The following is a 22,580-nucleotide window of genomic DNA, read 5'->3' on the forward strand; positions in this document are numbered from 1 at the left end:
TGTTGTTTTACATACCTGAGTATGGTGTGGCGCGGATTATAATGAGCAATAGCGCCATTGCCTATGGATTCAGGTAACATTTTTTTAAAATAAGACGAGTTTTAGCAACAGCTCACATCTGAAAGCGCTTTTTACGTTACTGCAGCACAAAATTCACCGTCGCCACCTGCCCCGCCTCATCCATTACCAGTAACTGATAATCACCCGATTTATCAAGCTGTAGTGTGTAAACCCGCCCTTTCACATCCAGTGGCTCACCGTTCAAAAACCACCATCGTTCACCGCTATTACCGGTCACCTGCAGCGGGAGTGAAACACGGGACTCGCCAGGCAGACGTTTGATAACCGCGCCTTCACGCACACCCGTCAACATGAGTGGCGCAGGTGCATCCTGCGACAGTGGCGGGCAGGTTGCAGAAGAGGCGGGAACCCGCACCGCACGACGCTCCGTTGCTGGAAGCCACGGTTCGAGCGGCAGCGGCCAGACATCCAGAACTTTTTCGGCTGCGTCCGGGCAGTCTGCCGCGACGCGCTTACCCGTCTTATCCAGCCAGACGGGGAAACGGATCCCACGAATACCTTCCTGCTCAGGCAGCAGAAGCGTGGGAGGTTCGCTGCCCTCCAGCAACCAGGTCGACAGGCGACGCCGACAGTTTTCACTGCCTTCCGGCAGCGATTGTCCGCCCGGCCAGCAGATAACACCCCGCCCCACGCTTTCCGGGCGAGGGTCACGCGGCAGACGCGCCTCATCTAACGTTGATCGCGACTGAAGCAGATTATTCACCTGGTTCAACAGCGGAACAGCACTCGCAAAACCAAACTGCCCGGCCACTGGCGTACCGTCCGGCCTCCCCGTCCAGATACCAATAACATAGCGGGCATTAAGCCCGACGGCCCAGGCATCACGGTAGCCATAGCTGGTTCCCGTTTTCCATGCCAGCGGTGCAACCTGTGGCAGTGCATCGTCCGGCAGCGGTTGTGCCTCATTAGCCAGAATACGACGAATGATCCATGCCGAGCCTTGCGACAACAGCGGGCGTTCGATCAGCGGATCGCCAGGTTGTAAGCGCAATCTTCCCGCGTTACCGTGTCGGGCAAAGGCGCTGTACGCGGCAGTGATATCCGCCAGCCGTGCGCCTGCGCCCCCCAGGATCAACGATAAATTCGGCTGCGCACCAGCAGGCAGGATCAACGGCAGTCCCGCGTTGCTCAGCATCCCCGCAAAACGTTTTGGCCCGTACGCTTCCAGCACCTGGACGGCTGGCAGGTTGAGGGAACGAACCAGCGCTTCACTCATGCTGACAGGCCCGTGGAACCCGCTGTCAAAATTTCCCGGGCGATAATCCCCCGTTTTTCTCGGCACGTCCTGAAGTAACGAAGCGGGGTGGATCAGGCCATCGTCCAGCGCCATACCGTAGATAAACGGTTTCAGCACCGATCCAGGCGATCGGATCGCACTAACCATGTCCACATGGCTAAAACGACTGTCATCGTTGATGTCGGCCGAGCCAACCCAACCACGCACTTTCATATTCGTATGATCCACCACGATCATTGCCAGCGAACTGCGTGCCGGTAACCGGGATTTCCAGTTCATGGCCAGCTCTTCAAGCTGCCGCTGCAGGGCGGCATCCAGCGTGGTGACAATTTTTGTATCGCGGCTTTTACTGAGCATCATGCGTGAAAACAGTGGTGCCAGTTGCGGCATCTGCCGTGGTGCCAGCCATACAGACTCTTCACGGGATTCTTTCACCTGACTGGCTGACCAGACACCCTGCGTCACCATCCGCTCAAGCACTTTATTGCGTGCCGCTTCGGCACGTTCCGGCCAGCGGTCAGGACGCAAGCGGCTAGGTGCTTGCGGCAATACCGCGAGAAGTGCGGCTTCAGAATAGCTCAGCTGTGATGGTGGTTTGCCCAGGTACGTCCAGCTCGCGGCACCAATTCCCTGTAGCGTTCCACCAAACGGGGCCCGGTTGAGATAAAGCGTGAGGATCTCACGCTTGGAGAGGTGCCACTCCAGCTGCATTGCCCGCCAGAGCTGACGGATCTTGCCGCCAAAGGTGCGCGGATGTGGATCCAGCAGGCGAGCGACCTGCATGGTGAGCGTACTCCCGCCAGACACAACCTTCCCGGAGGTGAGATCCTGCCAGGCGGCACGCAGCACTGCAAAAGGGTTCACTCCAGGGTGATCCCAGAACCAGCGATCTTCGTACTGGATCAGGGCATCAAGGTAGCGCGGAGATACCTCTTCAATAGTGACCGGATAGCGCCAGATACCTTCGCTGTCGGCAAAACGCCAGAGTGGCGTTCCCTTCTCATCGACCACCACCCGCGCGGGGTTAACCTCTTTCAGAGGTAGCGGCCACAGGCGGTCGGCGGCAAAGATAAGCCCCCATACAATGAGAAGCGCTCCCGCCAGCCACAGCCAGCGGGAGCGTATCAGACGTGCAATCAGCATATTACGGAACAACAATCAGCGGGCCACTGGCCGCACCCGTTGCCCGCCACTGCGGAACATACATGGACTCCACCATCGGGACAGGTACCTGGTAGGTTCCCGGCGTCACGGCGCGCGCCAGATAAACCAGCGTGACCGGTTGTCCTTCATTAACCGGCACAGCCGCCACAAAGCGGTCGTCGCGGAATTCCATATGCTGGATATCTGCCTGCTGCATCTGGCTGAGCAGGTTCTGCACTTCGCTGCCGCTGTCCTGCAGGCTGGCACTGCTGTTCGCCAGATTCTGGTTTTCCAGTTCCAGCCCCGCCGGGAGCAGATCCACCACCAGTGCATCCGGTACGTTCTGGCTGGCTTTAACGTCAAGCCACACCAGCACCAGTTCGCCGCTCTTCAGTGAAGAGAGTGATTTCGTGCTGCCATCGGTCGCCAGAATATGACGTTCAACCTGCAGTACATTAGACGCTGGCTGAGGCGCATATTCCGGATAACCCGTGCTATCAAGGCGTACCCACAGCGGTGCAGTGCCGGTATTGGTTACCTGCAGTGCGCCAAGCTGGTCACTGTTCACGTTTTGTACCTGCGCCTTGTCACCGCCAGATGCGGTATCCGACAGAGACGTTTTCGCCTGCCATGCCCCGCTCAGAGTTTGCAGTGAACGTCCGGCCAGGAACAACGCATTACTCTCCTGCGTTGACAGCCAGCGCTGGCTGAATGCCTCTTCAGATAAGGTATTGAGCAGTGCATTTTGCGCATCCGGCAACAACTTGTACTCTTCCAGAAGAGAGAGCATCAGGGCGTTATCACGAAGCGGGCTACCGTAATCCGCCATCCAGTTTTTGCTGTCGTTACGCGGCGTCTTAAGCGCCAGATCCAGCGCCTGCTGGCTGCGCGGTGCATCCCCCATCAATTTGAGTGCCATACCCAGTTGCATCAGGGGCAGACCAGAAGCCGCCTGCCCGTGGCGATCCCAGATCTCACGTAGCGCACCGAGCGGTGCTTTCTGTTGACGCGCCAGTACCAGCGAGGCATACGCCTGCACCGCAAACTTGCTGGCCTGCGTGTCATCGCTGTAGCGGATGGACATTGTGCCGGGGTCCTGCAGGTAACGAAGCAGACGGTTATTAGCATTGTTTACCGCATCGGTGGGTACGCTGTAGCCCTGCTCGCCTGCGCGAACCAGGAAGTCAGTAACGTAGGCGGTCAGCCAGTATTCTTCCGGGCCGTTTTTATCCCACAGTGCAAAGCCCCCGTCGTCACGCTGCATCTGCAGCAGACGGGAGATACCGATATCAATGGCCGCGCGGCGTTTATCGTCCGTATCGCCTTTGATGCCAAGCGCCGTCAACTGTGCTGCGTTGGTATAGAGCGACGGGAACAGACCACTGGTAGTTTGTTCCAGACAGCCGTACGGATAAGCCTGCAGTTCACGAATGTAGCGCGCCAGATTCAGCGGCGGTTTACCGCTAAGCAACAGCTGGCCCTGCAACGTTGCAGGAGAGAAACCGTTGATATGCTGCGCTGGTGCGGTCCATGACTCGCCAGGGTTCAGCATCGCTCCGGTATTCACCGTTTGTGCCGGGAATGCCGGACGGACACCGATTTTCCAGCTCTTCTGCTGCGGTGCAAACGTCTCACCAGGAAGCTGAAGGCCGGTCACCTGAGCGCTAATCTCACCATCACCATAACCATCCAGTGCACGAACCGGAATGAACATGGTGCGGCGGACACCTGGAGCGAGCTGAACCGGTTGTGGCTGAGCGCCTTCCAGCGTCAGCTTGCCGGTCGCGGTTAAGGCGACGTTCAGCGTTTGCGGCTGGTCAGTCAGGTTAGTGATATCCAGCGTCAGTCTGGAGGTATCTCCGCTGGCGAGGAAGCGTGGCGTGTTGAGTTCGGTAATGACCGGCGCGGCCACAATCACCTTGCTTTCGCTGCTGCCGAAATCCTCTTCCGTCCAGGCCTGCGCCATCAGACGCAGCTCGCCGTTGAAATCACCAATCGGCAGCGTAATGGTGCCTTCGCCGTTGGCATCCAGCTCTACCGGTTGTGTCTGCTGCGCAATAATGGTGACATGGTTCACTGGCGGCTTACCGCCGCGCTTCAGTTCATCACCGTCACCACCAAAGCGCAGTGCAGCCATACGGCCCTGACCTTCGATCACCTGGCCGTAGATATCGTAGATATCCGCGCCATAACGCTTCTGACCAAAGAAGGCTTGCCACGGATCCGGCGTGACGTAGTCGGTAATATTCAGTACGCCGCTATCGACCGCCGAAACCAGTACGTTCACTTTCTGCGGTACTGCGCCCTCTTTCACGCTGGCCTTCACCTTCACGGACAGCGTCTGGTCAGGACGCATCTTCTGCGGATTATCCAGGGCGATATTCAGTCGACGATTTTCGTCACCCATCGGCAGATGCAACAACCCGACCGCGCGTTTCGGCGTGGCCGATTTGGATTTATCACCCGGGCGAACCACCAGCGTGCTGAGGTAAAGATCGTGACGTTTCCAGGTTTTATCCACCGGAATGGAGAGATCCAGCCCATTTGCCGGTACATCGATCTCTTTCCACCACAGCGGCCCTTCGCTGGATTCGATCATCGCATAGCCTTTGCCCGCAGCCGGTGCCGCAATATGCAGCTGAATGGTATCGCCGGGCTGGTAAGCAGGCTTATCGATTTTTAGCGTTACGCGGTCAGGGCGAGCAGCACCGGTACCGTCGCTGTTATCCTGCCAGCTGTAACCTGCCCAGAAGCGCACGCTGCTGACCATCTCATCGGGTGCTTTGACCTCCAGACGGTAGGAGCCCCACTCCACCGGGAAGGTGACTTTGCCTGTCTCATCGGCCTTGAGCGTCAGTTCCTGTTCACCTTCCACAAGATCTTTTTGATCAAACTGAGACTGCCAGCCATCGCTCTCTGACCAGTTCCAGTAGTAGTCACGACGCTCGCGGATCAGACGAACCTGAAGCCCGGAAACAGCCTTTTTCGCGCCAGTAGCATCGGCATACACAATGTCGAAGCTGGCGTTACCGTTTTCATCAACAATCGGCTGGTTGACGGTAGTGTCCGTGCGGTAGTCGTACACTGCCTTGCTGGCAAACTGTGGGCGAATACCCGGTAATTCGGTAGCAGGCCAGATAGCCTGCTCGGCACGACGCGTCACCGGACGACCACCAGATTCCAGCAGGCTGGCCTGCAGGATCAGTTGCAGAGGGGAATGCACCTCTTTCCACTGACTTTCTGTGGAAACCTGTCCACGCCCCTGTTCATCCAGCGTAATCTGCACTTCATCCAGGCTACGGCTCAGGTTCTCTTCGGCGATATCACCAAACTGGAACCCCGGCAGCGCAGTAACGGCGTCGCGCAGCGGACGCAGGAAGAGCTGGCCCTGCAGCGAGTTACCATTGGCAGGTGCGCCATACAAGTAATAACCCACTACGTTAAAATCGACAGTATCCTGTGGCGAAACCGGCGTTTTTTGTCCGGTCAGGTTCAGCGCCATACGCTCCGGCATAAAATCTTCAACGTGGAAATCCCACAGGCGCTGCAGGTTATCGCCCGTATTGGCACGAATATGCCACATCCCGGTTTGCGCTCCGCTGTCGAGCGGATAATTAAAGCGGTAGAGGCCGTTCTCAGGCTGGACGACCACGGTGCGAGCCACCTGTCCGTCAGGGCGCAGTACATCAAGTTTCACCGGCTGGGCAGGAAGCGGTTTGCCGTCGCTGTCGCGCAGTAAGCCGTTGAGGATCACCGTTTCACCCGGGCGGTAGAGGTCACGCGGGCCAAACATAAAGAATTGCTTGCTGTAGCCCGGACTACCTGCAATATCAAATTCCGCCAGATCAAGCGCTGGTAACTTGAGATCAAGCAGAGTGGTCTGGCCATCTTTGCTGGCCAGAATCAGCGCCGCCTCTTTGTCTGTCTCCAGTTTTGCATGGCCGTCGGCATCGCTGTTCGCCTGGGCAAGTGTCTGCCCTTTGTCATTCAACAGAGTGACGGTTACGCCAGATTGCGCCGCACCGTTTTCCAGACTCTGGGTGAAGATATCGAGACGGTTATGATAACGGTGAGCGGACAACCCAATATCACTTAGTGTGAAGAGCGTCGCGGCATTGCTGTAGTTGTAGTGTCCGGCCTGGTTCATCACTGCGATGTAGACACCAGATTGCTGAAGCGGCTTGATATCACGCAGCGGTAGCAGCAGTTTCTCACGCGTGTTGCGCGCCGGGTTGAGGTCAAAACGGCCAGTGTAAACCAGTTCCGCCATCTTCAGCAGGTTATCGGACTCCCAGTTGGTCAGGGAGTTACGGTACTCCCACTGGCTGACAAAGGAGGCCAGCGATTCAGGCTTCACGCGGTAGAAGTTCACATCCACGTTGTTGACGTTAAGCGCCATCACTGGCAGACCTTCCACCACTTTACCTGGCAGCAACGAGCCACGGCTGGCGAAGCCAACGGTCGGCTCAACGTCCCGGGTAGTCAGCGCTTTTTCGTAATCGATACCAAAGGTCGCCTTGTTCAGCGCCTGCAGGTCACGTTCAACGGTAACGACCAGATTGCGGTTTGGTTCCAGATGGCGCAGACGCAGCTCTTTCAGGTTCGGCGCAAGCTCCCACGCCCCGTCCACTTTGCCGCTTTTCTTATCCACCACGTGCACCGTCTTTGCAAAATCCTGATCGGGATTCAGCGGAACAGAGAACGTCAGTACCAGCGTAGCGGCACCGTCGAGCTGAACTTCAGAGGTATCCAGCAGGGTTAGCGCCTTGCCCTGACTCTGTGCAGCCAGTTTTGCCAGCGTTTCAGCATCGGGTTTTTCCGGTGTTTTTACTGCAGTTGCCGTTGATGCTGCGGGTGATACAGCCTGAGGTTTATTGTCGCTGTTATCACAGCCGACAAGCGTGAAGGTGGTGAGTAGCGCGAGAGAAATCGCGGCTAAGCGAAACGGTTTCATCCTTTGTCCCTGGCCCGTGGAGCCTGTTGGTCGTCATCCGGATAAGTATTATCCTCAAGTTTGATTAATACAAAAAGTCCAATTTTAGAATCTGGAAAGCGCCTCGCAAAGCGAGGGACCCAGCCCCGGCAAAAAACCGGACAGGATGACGAAGCGGTGAAAAAATAAGGGCTTGCTCGCGAGTTGAACGCGCTCTGCTTGTCGGTGTCAGAAAAAACACCGACAATCCTTTTTTACGGAAAAGAATGGAGGCAACCATGTCCACCTCATATTTTGTCGCCACCGACTGGCTGATTGAGCACAGTGACGACCCGGAAGTCCAGATTATTGATGCCCGGATGGCCCCTCCCGGGCAAGAGCACCGCGATATTCCCGGCGAATACCGCGCAGGGCATCTGCCAGGTGCAGTGTTTTTTGATATCGAAGCCCTGTCCGACCACACCTCTTCTCTGCCACACATGTTGCCGCGCCCGGAAGCGTTTTCCGTGGCGATGCGCGAGCTTGGCGTTAGTCGTGACAAGCACCTGGTGGTCTACGACGAAGGTAACCTCTTCTCTGCGCCGCGTGCGTGGTGGATGCTGAAAAACTTCGGCGTCGAAAAAGTTTCAATTCTGGCGGGCGGTCTCGCAGGCTGGAAGCGCGACGAGCTGCCACTGCAACAAGGTGACGTGACGCTGCCTGAAGGGGATTTCGACGCAACGTTTGACGCAAACGTCGTGAAACGCCTGACCGATGTTCTGGTTATCAGTCATGAAAAAACGGCACAAATTGTCGATGCCCGCCCCGCACCACGTTTCAACGCCGAAGCCGATGAGCCTCGTCCTGGCCTGAAGCGTGGTCATATTCCGGGTGCGCTGAACGTACCGTGGGGCGATCTGGTGTTTGAGGGTGAACTGAAAACTACCGACGAGCTGCACACCATTTTTGACCGTCAGGGCGTCGATTTACATCGTCCGATTATTGCCAGCTGTGGATCTGGCGTGACGGCGTGCGTGGTGATTCTGGCGCTTGCAACCCTTGGCGCAAACGACGTGACGCTGTACGACGGAGCCTGGAGCGAATGGGGAGCCCGCGACGATCTGCCGGTTGAGCCTGAGCCTACCCGCTGAGAGCGGCCTGCTAAGAAATACGGCGGGGTGAGTCTTCACCCCGCCGCGTTTAGATAATGCGGTTGGTTTTGAGATCGCGCAGGAACCCGCCCCAGCGACGCTCATAGAACGGCGTGATGTGCTCGGTAATAAAGTGGCTGATGCCCTTCTCACCTTTCTTCACCTGACAGATATCAATTGGCTCATCGCCCGGCAACGTATCGGTGGCAACGCTTCCCGTCGCCTGAATGATCTCTTCGATATCACCGTCCGCTTCAATACCAATCAGCAGCACTGGCTGCTCGTCCGCACGCTCTTTAATGGAGCAAAGGAACGCGCGTTTCACCGGCTTGATGGTTTTGAAAAGCGTGGTCAGGGAGTCAATCATCTGCGCAGGCGGTTCTGCCACTTCTGATAACAGCAACGTCTCGCCCCCCTCCAGCACTTCCTGCGTGCTGAGCGGGTTACCTTCTTCGCCAATCAGATGGCTAATTTCACGCGGCGTGAACTCTTTCCCGGTCGGCAGTTTGGCGTTGAGGAACAACGTTGCACCCAGCGTCATTTCAAATAACGTGCGAACGGGCATGACGACGAACGCCTGTTCGTCTTCCACCGCTTCCTGCAGCGCTTCCAGAGAGGTGAAGAACGGGATCACCGAAGTGCCATCGTCCTTCTCCCAGTGGAGCAGATCCAGCGCACTGTCTTCAACGACCTGCTCACCTTCTGCTGCGGTTCCCGGCACCCAGACGGTGGATTCCAGCAACGTGCGGAAAAATGCCGGACGGTGGGCGGGCTCGGTCGCCGCCTGTTCCAGCAGGGTTTCTAATTCGTTTTTGGTTTCGGACATAACAATTCCAGATGATGCATTTCCCCCTCACCCCGGCCCTCCCCCTCAAGGGAGAGGGAGCAAACCATCCCCCTCTCCCCGTGGGAGAGGGTTAGGGTGAGGGCAATGACGATTACTCAGCCGTCAGCAGGTTCGCAACGGTACGTACGCCCAGACCGGTCGCGCCCGCAGACCACTGCTCAACCGCCGCTTTACGGTACGTTGCGGAGCAGTCAATGTGCAGCCAGCCTTCATGGTAGTTCTCTACGAAGTGAGACAGGAAGCCTGCTGCAGTGCTCGCACCCGCCGGGTACGCTGCACTTGCGGTGTTGTTCAGCTCGGCAAAGTTAGACGGCAGCTGGCTACGATGGAACTCGGCCAGCGGCAGACGCCAGAACGGTTCGTTTTCCGCAGCGGCACTCACCAGCAGGCGGGCTGCCAGCTTGTCGTCAAAGCTGAACAGTGCGTGGTAGTCGTTACCCAGCGCGGTTTTCGCCGCACCGGTCAGGGTTGCCATGTCGATAATCAGCTCTGGCTTCTGCGCAGACGCGTCAATCAGGCCATCGGCCAGTACCAGGCGGCCTTCTGCATCGGTATTCATCACTTCGACGTTTTTACCGTTACGGTAGCGAATGATGTCGCCCAGCTTGAAGGCATTACCGCTGACCATGTTGTCTGCACAGCACAGGTAGAGCTTCACGCGTTTGTTCAGACCACGGGTGATGGCGAATGCCAGCGCACCGGTAATAGTGGCCGCGCCGCCCATATCGGACTTCATGGAGTCCATGAATGCGCTCTGCTTCAGGCTGTAACCGCCGGTATCGAAGGTGATGCCCTTGCCGACCAGGCAGGCAAAGACCGGCGCTTCTTTATCACCGGTTGGGTTGTAATCGAGAGCCAGCAACACCGGTGGACGTTCAGAACCGCGGCCCACGGTGTGGATCCCCATGTAGTTCTGTTCGCGCAGGTCTTCACCTTTGGTTATACGGTAAGACATCTTATCGCCCGCCACGCCGCACAACAGGTCAACGGCACGTTGTGCCAGCTGCTCAGGACCAAGCTCTTCCGCCGGGGCGTTGATGGTGTCACGCACCCAGTCGATAATGGTCAGACGGCTTTCCAGCTCTTTCTGGCCCGCAGCGTCGAGGTTCGCCCACTCAATTTTACGGGTGCCTTTCGGGCCTTTGTAACCTGCCCAGAATGCCCAGCTGCGGTCAGTATCCCAGCCTTCACCGTCCAGCAGGACATGTTTAATACCCAGGCCATCCACTTTACGCGCCGCGCGCTGGATCAGCCCCAAATCATCGTTGCCAGTCAGGTGCAGGGTAATACCGTCGTTGTTGATGCTGTAAGTGGCTTTTTCGCCCCAGCGTGCATCCGCAGGCTGTGTAGAGAGCGTAATCTTCATCGCTTCGGTCATTTTATTTATCCTTATTAGCAAACGGGCCGCCTGAAGGCAGCCCGTAATGTGATTTAGTTAGCCTCATCTAACCAGACTAACAGAATCGCCTCCAGAATTTTTTCATTGGATGCGTTGGGATCATCATCAAAATCTTCCAGATCGCAAATCCACTGATGCATGTCGGTGAATCGTACGGTTTTCGGATCGAGATCCGGGTTAGCATCAAAGAGTGCTTCGCCGATTTCACAGCTATCTGTCCACTTCAGTCCCATATTAATGCTCGCGTGCGTGGTTGATGGTGTAGCGTGGGAATTCCACGACCAGATCTTCATCGGTCACCGTGGCCTGGCAGCTTAAGCGGCTGTCTGGCTCCAGACCCCATGCTTTATCCAGCATGTCGTCTTCGTCTTCGGTGCTCTCAGCGAGAGAGTCGAAACCTTCACGCACGATGCAGTGGCAGGTCGTACAGGCGCAGGATTTTTCACAGGCGTGTTCCACTTCGATACCGTTACGCAGGGCAACATCGAGGATGGTTTCACCGGTCTTCGCTTCCAGAACTGCACCATCCGGACAGAGGTCCGCATGAGGCAAAATAACAATCTTTGGCATATTAAACCTCGTCCACGGACTGGCCTTTCAGCGCGACGCGGACAGATTTGTCCATGCGGCGAGCAGCAAAGTCCTGGGTTTGTTTATCAACGTTTTTAATGGCTTCTTCTATTGCGTCAGCGTCATTGCCTTCCGCCACTGCGCTTAAGTGCGCGGCGGCATCGTCAATGACCTGACGCTCAGCGGCGCTGAGCAGCGCGGCATCAGCAGCGAGCGCACCGTTCAGGCTTTCCAGCACGCGAGCGGCTTCCACTTTTTGTTCAGCCAGCATGCGCGCCTTCACATCCTGTTCGGCGTAGCTCATTGAATCCTGAATCATGGAGGCGATTTCGCCATCGGTCAGACCGTAAGACGGTTTCACCTGGATGGACGATTCAACGCCGGTCGATTTTTCCATCGCCGTGACGCTCAGCAGGCCGTCCGCATCCACCTGGAAGGTGACGCGAATATGCGCCCCGCCCGCTGGCAGTGCCGGAATACCGCGCAACGCAAAGCGTGCCAGTGAACGGCAGTCCTGCACCAGTTCGCGTTCGCCCTGCATCACGTGGATGGACATCGCGGTCTGACCATCTTTAAAGGTGGTGAACTCCTGCGCACGCGCCACCGGAATGGTGGTATTACGCGGGATCACTTTCTCCACCAGGCCGCCCATCGTTTCCAGCCCCAGAGAGAGCGGGATCACATCGAGCAGCAGCATTTCGCTGTCTGGTTTGTTGCCGACCAGAATATCGGCCTGGATAGCCGCGCCAACGGCAACCACTTTGTCCGGATCGATGGAGGTCAGCGGCGTGCGGCCAAAGAATTCACCTACGCGCTCACGCACCAGCGGCACGCGGGTAGAGCCACCCACCATAACCACGTCCAGCACGTCGTCTGCCTCAACACCCGCATCTTTCAGTGCGCGACGGCAGGCCAGCAGCGTGCGTTTTACCAGAGAAGTGATCAGGTCATTAAACTGTTCACGGGTGATTTCACCCTGCCAGCCCGCCACGTTAACCGTGACAGCCTGCGCGTCGCTGAGCGCAATTTTGGCGTCGATAGCCGCATCCAGCAGTTCACGCTGTACACGCGCATCGCTGCGATCGGCAATGCCCGCCTGCTCGCGAATGAAATCGGCCAGCAGATGGTCGAAGTCATCACCACCCAGCGCGGAATCTCCGCCGGTGGCCAGCACTTCAAAAACGCCACGGCTTAAGCGCAAAATAGAGATATCAAAAGTCCCGCCGCCGAGATCGTAAACCGCAATCACCCCTTCCTGACCAGAGTCGAGGCCGTAGGCAATAGCGGCTGCCGTCGGTTCGTTCAGCAGACGCAGAACGTGCAGGCCCGCCAGACGCGCCGCGTCTTTGGTACCCTGACGCTGTGCATCATCGAAATAGGCCGGAACGGTGATCACCACACCGTCCAGATCGCCGCCGAGCGTTGCCGTAGCACGCGCTGCCAGCGCCTTGAGGATGTCTGCCGAGACGCGGATTGGGTTCAGCAGGCCGGCTGCCGTTGCCATCATCGGCAGGCCATTTTCACTTGCCTGCAGTTGATACGGCAGATGCGGATAACGGGTCTGAATATCGGCCAGAGAACGGCCCATCATGCGCTTCACAGAGCTGATGGTATTAGCCGGATCGCGCGCAGCGTTAGCGCGTGCGTCATAGCCAACCACGTGACCCTGCTGTTGGTAGTGGACCACGGAAGGCAGCAGATGGCGGCCCTGCTCGTCAGCCAGCGTTTCCGCCTGGCCGCTACGCACGGTCGCCACGAGGGAATTGGTGGTGCCCAGGTCAATACCCACCGCCAGACGACGCTGGTGCGGTGCGGCACTTAAGCCAGGCTCACTAATTTGTAATAAGGCCATAATTGCTTCCGAAATTAAAAATCGAGCAGCTTTTCTTCGAATTGTTCCGCACTGCTTCGCAGTTTATCGAGAAAACGGAGTTTGCGCACAGTGTCTGCCGCCACATCCCAGGTCTCGTCGTTCAGTTGCGCCACCATCAGCTGATGGCGGGAATCGAACATGACCTTCACGCGTTTGATGAAGCTTTCCAGACGCGCTTCGTCTTTAGCCTGTTCAATCTCATCCAGCTCTTCACGCAGTTCCAGCTGTTCCATCAAAAACGCCGTATCGCGCACGGTGTGCTGTTCGCTCGCCAGGTCAAAACCGTGGAGCGAAAGCAGATATTCTGCGCGCGTCAGCGGGTGGCGCAGCGTCTGCCAGGCCTGGTTGATGGTCGCAGATTGTGAAACCGCAGCCAATTGCTCTGACTGAGTACCACTGGCGAATTTGTCCGGATGATACTGACGTTGCAGATCCTGAAAACGGATCGTCAGCGCCTGGAGATCAATCGGGTATTGAGCGGGTAGTCCGAAGAGAGTGAAGTAATCCATAACAATCTCAGGGGTAGCCGATTAAAACAAACCCCACGCACAGGTTACTGCGGTGGGGTTCATCGGATGACGCACGGTTAAACGTGGAAGCTTTCGCCGCAACCACACTCGTCTTTGACGTTCGGGTTCGTGAATTTGAACCCTTCGTTCAGGCCTTCTTTTACAAAGTCCAGCTGAGTGCCGTTGAGGAATTGCAGGCTTTTGCCATCGACCACCACCTTCACGCCCTTGTCTTCAAACACGGTGTCGTCAGACGCCGGTTCATCAACAAACTCCAGTACGTAAGCCATACCAGAACAGCCGGAGGTACGTACGCCCAGTCGCAGGCCAAAGCCTTTACCACGGTTCGCCAGAAAAGAGCTTACTCGCGCGGCAGCGCTGTCGCTAAGGGTAATCGACATACTCAAACCTCAATTATTTTGCTTCACGTTTGCTTTTATAATCCGCAATAGCGGCTTTGATCGCGTCTTCTGCCAGGATAGAGCAGTGAATTTTCACCGGTGGCAGTTCGAGTTCTTCAGCAATGTCCGTGTTCTTGATTGCCTGTGCTTCGTCCAGAGATTTGCCCTTTACCCATTCGGTTACCAGGGAGCTGGAAGCGATAGCAGAACCGCAGCCGTAGGTCTTGAAGCGCGCGTCTTCAATGATACCTTCATTGTTGACTTTAATCTGCAACTTCATCACGTCGCCGCACGCCGGTGCACCGACCATGCCGCTACCGACAGATTCATCGCTGTTGTCAAAAGAGCCAACGTTGCGCGGGTTCTCGTAATGATCGATGACTTTTTCGCTGTATGCCATGATTGAATTCTCCTTATTGGGTACCGATTAGTGATGTGACCATTCAATGCTGTTCAGATCCACGCCCTGTTTGAACATTTCCCACAGTGGAGAAAGATCGCGCAGACGACCAATGGAGTTGCGAACCAGCTTGATGGTGTAGTCAATCTCTTCTTCGGTAGTGAAACGACCTAAAGAGAAACGGATAGAGCTGTGTGCCAGCTCGTCGGTCATACCCAGTGCACGCAGCACGTAGGATGGCTCCAGGCTTGCAGACGTACAGGCAGAACCGGAAGAAACCGCCAGGTCTTTCAGCGCCATGATCAGCGACTCACCTTCAACATAGTTGAAGCTGACGTTGAGGATGTTTGGAGCGCCCTGCTCGAGGGAGCCGTTCAGATACACTTCTTCCATATCTTTCACGCCGTCCCACAGACGGTTACGCAATGTGCGCAGGCGCGCCATCTCGGTTTCCATCTCTTCTTTCGCAATGCGGTACGCTTCACCCATACCCACGATCTGGTGAACAGGCAGAGTACCTGAACGCATGCCGCGCTCGTGACCACCGCCGTGCATCTGTGCTTCGATGCGGATACGTGGCTTACGACGCACGTACAGCGCACCGATGCCTTTCGGGCCATAGATTTTGTGGCCGGAGAAGGACATCAGATCCACTTTCAGCTGGCTCAGGTCGATAGGCAGTTTGCCCACGCTCTGGGTCGCATCCACGTGATAGATGATGCCGCGCGCACGGCACATTTCGCCAATGGTCGCGATATCCTGTACGACGCCGATTTCGTTGTTCACGTGCATGATGGAAACCAGGATGGTGTCATCGCGCATCGCCGCTTCGAGCTCTTTCAGGTCGATGATCCCGTTGCTCTGCGGAGCCAGATAGGTCACTTCGTACCCTTCACGCTCCAGCTGGCGGCAGGTATCCAGCACGGCTTTATGTTCGGTTTTGCTGGTGATGACGTGCTTGCCTTTTTTCTGATAAAAGTTGGCTGCACCTTTGATCGCCAGGTTGTCGGATTCGGTCGCACCGGAGGTGAAAACAATTTCACGCGGGTCGGCACCCACCAGGTCAGCAATCTGATTACGGGCGATATCGACCGCCTCTTCAGCATGCCAGCCAAAACGGTGTGAACGGGAAGCTGGGTTACCAAAGTTTCCGTCCAGGGTCAGACACTGCATCATTTTCTCGGCAACACGCGGGTCCACCGGCGTGGTTGCGGAGTAATCGAGATAGATAGGTAATTTCATTGCTCTATAAACTCCGTACATCGCTTCAATGCAAGGAATCAGGCAACCGGCTGGATGTACGACCGAGTACACGGGGCTGTCTTCGCCCCGGCCTGATTCTGAAATCTTATAATCTTTGCCCTAAATAGTTCGTGTTGCAGCAAGTGCGGCCAGCGCAGTTGCGGCACAAAATATAACGGGCAAATTAAGCGCGTAATTTAACGTCGATTGCGTCTTGCGCGCGGGTGCTGCGTTGTGAATCATGGTTGTGCTGACGGCCAGAGACATCCAGAACTTCCTGGTTATTAACCAGTTCACCCAGGGTGATGTTGTTCAGGAAGCCGGTCAGACGGTCGCTCAGATCGCGCCACAGCGCGTGGGTCAGGCACTTATCGCCGCCCTGGCAACCACCTTTACCCTGGCAACGGGTCGCGTCAACAGATTCGTCAACTGCGCTAATGACTTCACCTACCGCAATACTGCCCGCGTCTTTACCCAGCAGATAACCGCCACCTGGGCCACGAACGCTGGAAACCAGTCCATTTTTACGCAGTCTGGAGAACAGCTGTTCCAGATAAGAGAGGGAGATCCCTTGTCGTTCAGAAATATCTGCCAATGGAACCGGGCCCGCTTCGGAGTTGAGTGCAACGTCCAGCATCGCGGTTACGGCATAACGCCCTTTAGATGTCAGTCTCATGTCTTACTTAACCTCAAACTCGCCCCTGCCCGGGGTTTTTTATTGTAAAATGGGGGTATTGCATAGCAGGGCCAAGTCTGACATTCCCGACTAAATTGGTCAACTATTTACTTGACTGTTTTAGTCAGGTATTTAACTTTCTGTGCCTTCATAGCATGGGTGCGGCCTGATGCCCTCATCCCGCCCCTCTCCCACGGGGAGAGGGAGATACCAAACAGGTACTACTCTTCTTTATTCTTCTGCTCAATCGACGCCAGAATGCCGCGCAGGATGTTCAGTTCCTGGCTTTCAGGGCGTGCGCGGGTAAACATGCGGCGCAGCTTATTCATCACCTGCCCCGGATGACCTTCGCGGATAAAACCGGTGGAAAGCAGCGTCTGCTCCAGGTGACCATAGAAGCGCTCCAGGTCATCCACCAGCGGGTACGCTGTCTCTTCCTGAGGCTCTGCACTCTCTTTTTCCTGCGTCGCCAGCCATGCCATGCGCACTTCATAGGAAATAACCTGCACGGCCATCGCCAGGTTCAGCGAGCTGTATTCCGGGTTGGCCGCAATCGCGACGTGGTAGTGGCATTTCTGCAGCTCGTCGTTGGTCAGGCCAACGCGCTCACGACCAAATACCAGCGCAACCGGTGCCTGTTCTGCTTCAGCGACACTTTTCAGGCCGCATTCGCGCGGATCCAGCATTGGCCACGGCAGCGTACGTGAACGGGCGCTGGTTCCTACCACCAGGCTGCAGCCTGCCAGCGCTTCGTCCAGAGTATCGACAATCTGTGCGTTGCCGATCACATCACTGGCTCCGGCCGCCAGGGCAATCGCCTGAGAGTCTGGTTTCACCAGTGGGTTAACCAGCCACAGGTTTGTTAAACCCATCGTTTTCATAGCGCGAGCAACAGAGCCCATATTGCCGGTGTGCGAGGTTTCGACCAGCACGATTCGAATGTTTTGCAGCATATTTTTTTACGTCTGAATTCAGTGTCTGAAGAATATTCGGACATATTACCATAAACGAGAGACAGATTCCGATCTCGCTGCTATACTCTGCGCCGATTTTCCCGTTCTTTAACATCCAGTGAGAGAGACCGATGCATCCGATGCTGACCATCGCCGTGCGCGCAGCGCGCAAGGCGGGTAATGTAATTGCCAAACACTACGAAACCCCTGACTCCGTAGAAACCAGCCAGAAAGGCAGCAATGATTTCGTGACTAACGTCGATAAAGCCGCAGAAGCGATTATTATCGAAACGATCCGCAAATCTTACCCGCAGCACACCATCATCACCGAAGAAAGCGGTGAACATGAAGGTACCGATCAGGATGTTCAATGGGTTATCGATCCACTGGATGGCACCACCAACTTTGTAAAACGCCTGCCACACTTCTCTGTATCTATTGCAGTACGCATCAAAGGCCGTACTGAAGTCGCCGTGGTTTACGATCCAATGCGTAACGAACTGTTCACCGCCACCCGTGGCCAGGGCGCACAGTTGAACGGCTACCGTCTGCGCTGCAGCAATGCACGCGATCTGGACGGTACCATTCTGGCGACCGGTTTCCCGTTCAAGGCGAAACAGCACGCAACCACCTATATGAATATCCTGGGCAAACTGTTCACCGAATGTGCTGACTTCCGTCGCACCGGTTCTGCTGCGCTGGATCTGGCCTACGTTGCGACCGGTCGCGTTGACGGTTACTTCGAACTGGCACTGAAGCCGTGGGACTTTGCTGCGGGCGAGCTGATCGCACGTGAAGCAGGTGCGATTGTTTGCGACTTCACCGGCGGCCACAACTATATGTCTACCGGCAACATCGTTGCAGGTAACCCTCGCGTCGTTAAAGCCATGCTGGCAAACATGCGTGATGAACTGAGTGACGCGCTGAAGCGTTAATCCCGGTCATTCCCTCTCCCCGTGGGAGAGGGTTAAAGTCAGGGTGAGGACATCAGACCGCACCCGACTAAAACGGCCTCAATCCCCTGCCCACCGGCACCGCACTCATCCACATCGTTATCGCCGCCACCAGCAAAATTACGCCGCCCGCCAGCGCGAGCGTTGTCCACCCTATCTGTCGCCATAGCACCGGTGTTTTATTACCGCTGAGTTTTACCGCCAGCTGACGGAAGCTGTGTACCAGCAACGCCAGCGACGAAATAGTGAGTGACGTTCCCGCGGCCATCGCCAGCGCCGAGAGCATCCCCCAGCCGAAAACACCGATCACCTTACTGAACAGCAACACCATAATCGCTCCCGAACACGGGCGCATTCCCATCGAAAGAACAATCATTAAACGTGCGCGCCAGTCGTCGCCGTTCTGCAGCTGTTCCTGCGTCGGCAGATGCTGGTGCCCGCAGCCGCAGTGGGCATCATGCACGTGATGCGGCATAAAGGTTTTAAATTTGGTTTTTTGCAGTAACTGGCGCAGTTTTTTCAACGCCCGCCAGCAGAGGATGAACCCCAGCACACCCACCAGCGCATAGCTCCCCTTCTCCAGCCAGAAACTGCTCATGTGCAACTGACGAGCAGGAAGTTGTAAAAGCGAAAGGACGACCGCGACCAGCACAATCGCCACGCCGCCCTGAAGCAGTGAAGAGGCCAGCGTCAGACCGATGCTTGATTTCAGTTTCGAAGGATGGGTGGCAAGCCAGGTGGTGATCACAATCTTGCCATGCCCCGGCCCCAGAGCGTGCAGTACACCGTAGATAAAGCTGAACGCCAGCAGAGAGCCACCCGCTTTGGTCGGGTTTTCCGCCACGGCCTTCAGCAGCCCGCTCATCTGCTGGTTAAGCTCGCGCTGCCAGATGATGCTTTTCATCAGCACCTGGGGCCAGGCTTGCCACAGCCACAGCGAACCGAAAATGGCTAACAGCAAAAAGAGCGCCAGCGGCCAGAGGTGTAGCCAGCGGCGCGGTTTCCGAACCGGAGAGGCGATCACTGACATTGTAACGTCACCTCCTGCGCGAACTGTTTACCCAACTCCATATCCTCAGGTGGGGCATCTTCCTTGTCGAGTGAGACCGCAAAGTTCAGCGTCTCTTCTCTGGGTTTCGGCGTGTGAACCGCTATTTTGCAGGTTTTTTGCAGCGTCGCGGGCAGTTGCACGTCGCTGTCCTCTGCGTAGCTCATATCAACGTAGTAAGTCGGGTCAAAGGTTGAGAAGGTGAACGTCTGTCCTGCCAGCGGCTGAGGTTGCGCCAGCGGGAGCACAAACGTTAACACCGCCTGATGACCATCGCGCGACATACCATACTCCGTCGGGCGGTTCAGAAATTTCACCTTTTGCCCGTTATGCCAGAACTCCGTGAAGTAGTGCTGACCCAGTACGTTAGCCATCACTTCCGCCGCCAGCTTTTTCCAGATCTCATCGCCTGGCTTTGCGTTTCCCGCATCATAAAGCAGGTCAGCCGAGGTGATTTCATCCATCGTCCAGCGCATTTTAAGGCCACTGAGCTGCCCCCCGTCGGTTACCAGCCCGGTTTTCAGGCTGATAAAACTGTGAGGATGTGCGCTGGCGGCGAAAGTGGAAACCGCCAAAAATAACGTCATCGCACTTTGTTTAACTATTTGCATCAATTCCTCACGTCAAAAATTCTGTGATGTTCACCAGCAATCCTGAGTGAAAGGCCTGCCGGTGCGCTTTTCAGCGCCCATCCTTTAGCTATCCTTATCAAACATTCACACTGGATACCCGACAGATGATGACGACGCTTGAAATTCCATCTGTGCTTTCCAGTTCGCAGCGCCGCTGCCAGGTGCTTTTGATGCTTTACCTGCCCGATGCTGTCGTCACCGCACAGAGTATAATCGCTGCCAATGGCGTGGACGACGCTATGGCACGGCAAGATATAGCCGAGACGCGCGATGAAATCCAGCGCTATCACCGGCTTGATATCGTCACGCACCCTGACGGCAGCTACCGAATTGAAGGTTCTGCCCTGAATCAGCGTTTATGCCTGCTGCACTGGCTGCGCAGGGCGCTCCGGCTTTGCCCTCATTTTGTCTCGCACCAGTTTACTCCCGCGCTAAAAACCGCGCTTAAACGACACGGAATTGCCCGTCCTCTCTACGACGATACTAACCTGCGGGCGCTGATCAACTTCTGCTCACGCAAGCTTCAGCGCCAGTTTGAGTGCCGCGATATCCAGTTTTTGCAGCTCTATTTGCAATATTGTCTGATTCAGCATCATCAGGGCAATACGCCGCAGTTTTCCCGTATTCAGCGCAGCTGGGCGCAGTCGCGGGGGGAATATTTCACCGCGCAGGAGATCGTACGTCACTGGAAACGGCGCGTTCCTCAGGCTCCTCACACGGATGAACACCTGTTTCTGGCACTGTTGTTTATGATGCTGCGCACCCCCGATCCGGTGCTCGATAAACACCAGCAGGATCAGCGTTTGCGCCGGACAATTGTGCGAATGATTGCGCGCTTTCGGGCGCAGACGGGAATGAACTTTAGCGATGAGCAAGGGCTGACCGATCAGCTGTATATTCATCTTGCCCAGGCGCTTGACCGCTCACTGTTTGAAATCGGTATTGATAACAGCCTGCCAGAAGAGATCCACCGCCTTTACCCGCGCCTGCTGCGTACCACCAAAGAGGCGTTATTTGAACTGGAAGCTGAATTTGGGCTACGTTTCTCCGATGAAGAGATGAGCCTGGTCGCCGTGATTTTTGGTGCCTGGCTGATGCAGGAGACCGATCTGCATGAAAAACAGGTGGTGTTACTGACGGGAACGGATAAAGAATGCGAAGCGTTGATTGAGCAACAGTTGCGGGAACTGACGTTGCTCCCGCTCAACATTCGCTATCTGACGCTGCAGACCTTCCAGAGAGAGGGGGCACCGCGCGAAGCCGCACTGGTGATTACCCCTTACCCGACCGCTCTGCCACTGTTCTCGCCGCCGCTGATCCACGCCGTTGAGGCGCTGAACGCGCAGCAACAAGAACATATTCGCGCCATGCTGGAATCGTAGTTACGCGCGCGCGACCACTTTTGGGCGAACGATCATCGCAGGCAATGCAACCAGTGCCATCACCCAAAACACGCCGTGCCCCAGATGCTGGTAGAGGAAGCCCGCAAAGACCGTCATCACGGCAATACTACCGCCCATTGCCACCGCAGAATAGACCGCCTGCAGGCGGATAACATCCCCACCCTCACGCGCTGAGATATAACGCATCGCCGCCAGATGACACACGGTGAAGGTACCACAGTGCAGGATCTGCGCCACAATCAGCCACGGTAGTTCGGCTGTCCAGCCCATAATGCCCCAGCGGATCACGCCGCACACGGCGGAGAGCAGTAACAAATCACGCGCGCCAAAGCGTCGGAATAGTTTTTTACTGAGCGCAAAGATAACCACTTCAGCGACCACGCCAAGCGACCACAGGTAACCAATGGCAGACGCGGAGTAACCCACGCCTTGCCAGTAAATGGCACTGAAGCCATAGTACGCGGCATGCGCCCCCTGGAGCAGACAGACACAGGCCAGGAACCGCCAGCTTTGTGTCACCAGGCTACGCCAGGCGGGCCAGCCTGCGCTTTCCTGATGTCGGCTTTCCCCTTGCGGCATCACTGACGGACGCAGCAACATCCCCAGTAGCATAGAGGCGATACCAAGACTCAGCAGAGCCAGAATCGCATGGTAATCGTAGAGACTGACCAGTTTCCCCACCAGCGCGGAGCCGATGACAAAGGCAATAGACCCCCACAGGCGCACGCGGCCATAGTCCATCGTAATCTGCTTTTGCCAGGTGTTCGCCAGCGCATCCGTCAGCGGAACCAGCGGTGAGAAGAACAGGTTAAAACCCACCATTACCACCATCAGCCAGGCAAACGTGTTATTGACCCAGAAACAGGCGGCAAAGACCAGCGTCAACAGCGCCAGAATACGCACCGCTTTAATCAGTAAGGAGGGATCGCTGACGCGCGGTGCAATCAGCAGGCTTCCCAGAAATCGCGCCACCAGTCCTGCGCCAAGCAACACACCGATGGTCTCTGGGGTAAGCCCGATGCCTTTGAGCCAGACGCTCCAGAAAGGCAGAAAAATGCCGTAGCTAAAAAAGTAGGTGAAATAGCTGAGCGCCAGCCAGCGCGTGGAATGCAAAACCATGAATCCCTCCCGAAATGAAGGCGCTAGTCTG

Annotated in this window: 19 protein-coding genes; 3 read left to right on the plus strand and 16 right to left on the minus strand. The window is 56.3% G+C overall.

Annotated features, from left to right (window positions below; genetic code table 11):
* Window positions 1-136: 136 nt before the first annotated feature.
* Window positions 137-2,461 (minus strand): peptidoglycan glycosyltransferase PbpC, encoded by a 2,325-nt coding sequence (gene pbpC, locus ACJ9N4_RS07410; protein WP_182274557.1) that lies wholly within the window; start codon window positions 2,459-2,461, stop codon window positions 137-139.
* A 1-nt stretch (window position 2,462) separates the two neighbouring features.
* Window positions 2,463-7,415 carry an alpha-2-macroglobulin family protein gene (locus tag ACJ9N4_RS07415; RefSeq protein WP_411500374.1) on the minus strand — a complete coding sequence of 1,651 codons (4,953 nt, stop codon included), beginning with the start codon at window positions 7,413-7,415 and terminating at the stop codon, window positions 2,463-2,465.
* 257 nt (window positions 7,416-7,672) lie between these two features.
* On the opposite strand from ACJ9N4_RS07415, the gene sseA reads away from it, so the two are divergent.
* Window positions 7,673-8,524, plus strand: a complete 852-nt coding sequence (gene sseA / locus ACJ9N4_RS07420; protein WP_411500375.1) for a 3-mercaptopyruvate sulfurtransferase — start codon at window positions 7,673-7,675, stop codon at window positions 8,522-8,524.
* Window positions 8,525-8,573: 49 nt separating this feature from the next.
* Here sseA and sseB read toward each other — a convergent pair whose 3' ends face one another.
* From sseB to trmJ, 11 genes are all read right to left on the minus strand, one after another.
* The gene (gene sseB / locus ACJ9N4_RS07425; protein WP_182272286.1) at window positions 8,574-9,350 is read right to left on the minus strand and encodes an enhanced serine sensitivity protein SseB; all 777 of its coding nucleotides are present in this window, start codon (window positions 9,348-9,350) and stop codon (window positions 8,574-8,576) included.
* Between the two features lie 112 nt (window positions 9,351-9,462).
* Window positions 9,463-10,749 (minus strand): aminopeptidase PepB, encoded by a 1,287-nt coding sequence (pepB, locus tag ACJ9N4_RS07430; protein WP_411500376.1) that lies wholly within the window; start codon window positions 10,747-10,749, stop codon window positions 9,463-9,465.
* A 53-nt stretch (window positions 10,750-10,802) separates the two neighbouring features.
* A complete protein-coding gene (gene iscX, locus ACJ9N4_RS07435) occupies window positions 10,803-11,003 on the minus strand; it encodes a Fe-S cluster assembly protein IscX (protein ID WP_411500377.1) in 201 nt (66 codons plus the stop codon).
* 1 nt (window position 11,004) lies between these two features.
* The gene (gene fdx, locus ACJ9N4_RS07440; protein ID WP_182272289.1) at window positions 11,005-11,340 is read right to left on the minus strand and encodes an ISC system 2Fe-2S type ferredoxin; all 336 of its coding nucleotides are present in this window, start codon (window positions 11,338-11,340) and stop codon (window positions 11,005-11,007) included.
* A 1-nt stretch (window position 11,341) separates the two neighbouring features.
* The gene (gene hscA, locus ACJ9N4_RS07445; protein ID WP_196390349.1) at window positions 11,342-13,192 is read right to left on the minus strand and encodes a Fe-S protein assembly chaperone HscA; all 1,851 of its coding nucleotides are present in this window, start codon (window positions 13,190-13,192) and stop codon (window positions 11,342-11,344) included.
* A 14-nt stretch (window positions 13,193-13,206) separates the two neighbouring features.
* The gene (gene hscB / locus ACJ9N4_RS07450; RefSeq protein ID WP_182918782.1) at window positions 13,207-13,722 is read right to left on the minus strand and encodes a co-chaperone HscB; all 516 of its coding nucleotides are present in this window, start codon (window positions 13,720-13,722) and stop codon (window positions 13,207-13,209) included.
* A 77-nt stretch (window positions 13,723-13,799) separates the two neighbouring features.
* On the minus strand, window positions 13,800-14,123 hold the full coding sequence (gene iscA / locus ACJ9N4_RS07455; RefSeq protein ID WP_003860659.1) for an iron-sulfur cluster assembly protein IscA: 324 nt from the start codon (window positions 14,121-14,123) through the stop codon (window positions 13,800-13,802).
* Between the two features lie 13 nt (window positions 14,124-14,136).
* Complete coding sequence (gene iscU / locus ACJ9N4_RS07460; protein ID WP_003860661.1) at window positions 14,137-14,523, minus strand: Fe-S cluster assembly scaffold IscU; 387 nt, start codon at window positions 14,521-14,523, stop codon at window positions 14,137-14,139.
* Window positions 14,524-14,550: 27 nt separating this feature from the next.
* Window positions 14,551-15,765: a cysteine desulfurase gene (iscS, locus tag ACJ9N4_RS07465; RefSeq protein WP_182272292.1), complete on the minus strand. Its 1,215-nt coding sequence runs from the start codon at window positions 15,763-15,765 to the stop codon at window positions 14,551-14,553.
* Window positions 15,766-15,949: 184 nt separating this feature from the next.
* Window positions 15,950-16,441 carry a Fe-S cluster assembly transcriptional regulator IscR gene (gene iscR, locus ACJ9N4_RS07470; RefSeq protein WP_182272293.1) on the minus strand — a complete coding sequence of 164 codons (492 nt, stop codon included), beginning with the start codon at window positions 16,439-16,441 and terminating at the stop codon, window positions 15,950-15,952.
* Window positions 16,442-16,662: 221 nt separating this feature from the next.
* Complete coding sequence (trmJ, locus tag ACJ9N4_RS07475) at window positions 16,663-17,394, minus strand: tRNA (cytosine(32)/uridine(32)-2'-O)-methyltransferase TrmJ (protein ID WP_182272294.1); 732 nt, start codon at window positions 17,392-17,394, stop codon at window positions 16,663-16,665.
* 131 nt (window positions 17,395-17,525) lie between these two features.
* On the opposite strand from trmJ, the gene suhB reads away from it, so the two are divergent.
* Window positions 17,526-18,329 (plus strand): inositol-1-monophosphatase, encoded by an 804-nt coding sequence (suhB, locus tag ACJ9N4_RS07480; protein ID WP_182272295.1) that lies wholly within the window; start codon window positions 17,526-17,528, stop codon window positions 18,327-18,329.
* 67 nt (window positions 18,330-18,396) lie between these two features.
* Here suhB and ACJ9N4_RS07485 read toward each other — a convergent pair whose 3' ends face one another.
* Both ACJ9N4_RS07485 and ACJ9N4_RS07490 read right to left on the minus strand, forming a co-directional pair.
* Window positions 18,397-19,377, minus strand: coding sequence for a nickel/cobalt transporter (locus ACJ9N4_RS07485; RefSeq protein WP_182918783.1), 981 nt, complete (start codon window positions 19,375-19,377; stop codon window positions 18,397-18,399).
* Window positions 19,368-20,006: a DUF1007 family protein gene (locus ACJ9N4_RS07490; RefSeq protein ID WP_411500378.1), complete on the minus strand. Its 639-nt coding sequence runs from the start codon at window positions 20,004-20,006 to the stop codon at window positions 19,368-19,370. Before ACJ9N4_RS07490 ends, ACJ9N4_RS07485 begins: the two co-directional genes overlap by 10 nt.
* A 125-nt stretch (window positions 20,007-20,131) precedes the next feature.
* Between ACJ9N4_RS07490 and csiE the strand changes: the two genes are divergently transcribed.
* On the plus strand, window positions 20,132-21,409 hold the full coding sequence (gene csiE, locus ACJ9N4_RS07495) for a stationary phase inducible protein CsiE (RefSeq protein WP_182272298.1): 1,278 nt from the start codon (window positions 20,132-20,134) through the stop codon (window positions 21,407-21,409).
* Here the strand turns inward: csiE and ACJ9N4_RS07500 are convergent, their stop codons facing one another.
* Window positions 21,410-22,549 carry a 3-phenylpropionate MFS transporter gene (locus ACJ9N4_RS07500; RefSeq protein WP_182272299.1) on the minus strand — a complete coding sequence of 380 codons (1,140 nt, stop codon included), beginning with the start codon at window positions 22,547-22,549 and terminating at the stop codon, window positions 21,410-21,412.
* Between the last annotated feature and the right edge of the window lie 31 nt (window positions 22,550-22,580).

The organism is Enterobacter sp. LM3, from assembly GCF_046622475.1.
Lineage (GTDB): Bacteria > Pseudomonadota > Gammaproteobacteria > Enterobacterales > Enterobacteriaceae > Enterobacter > Enterobacter cloacae_P.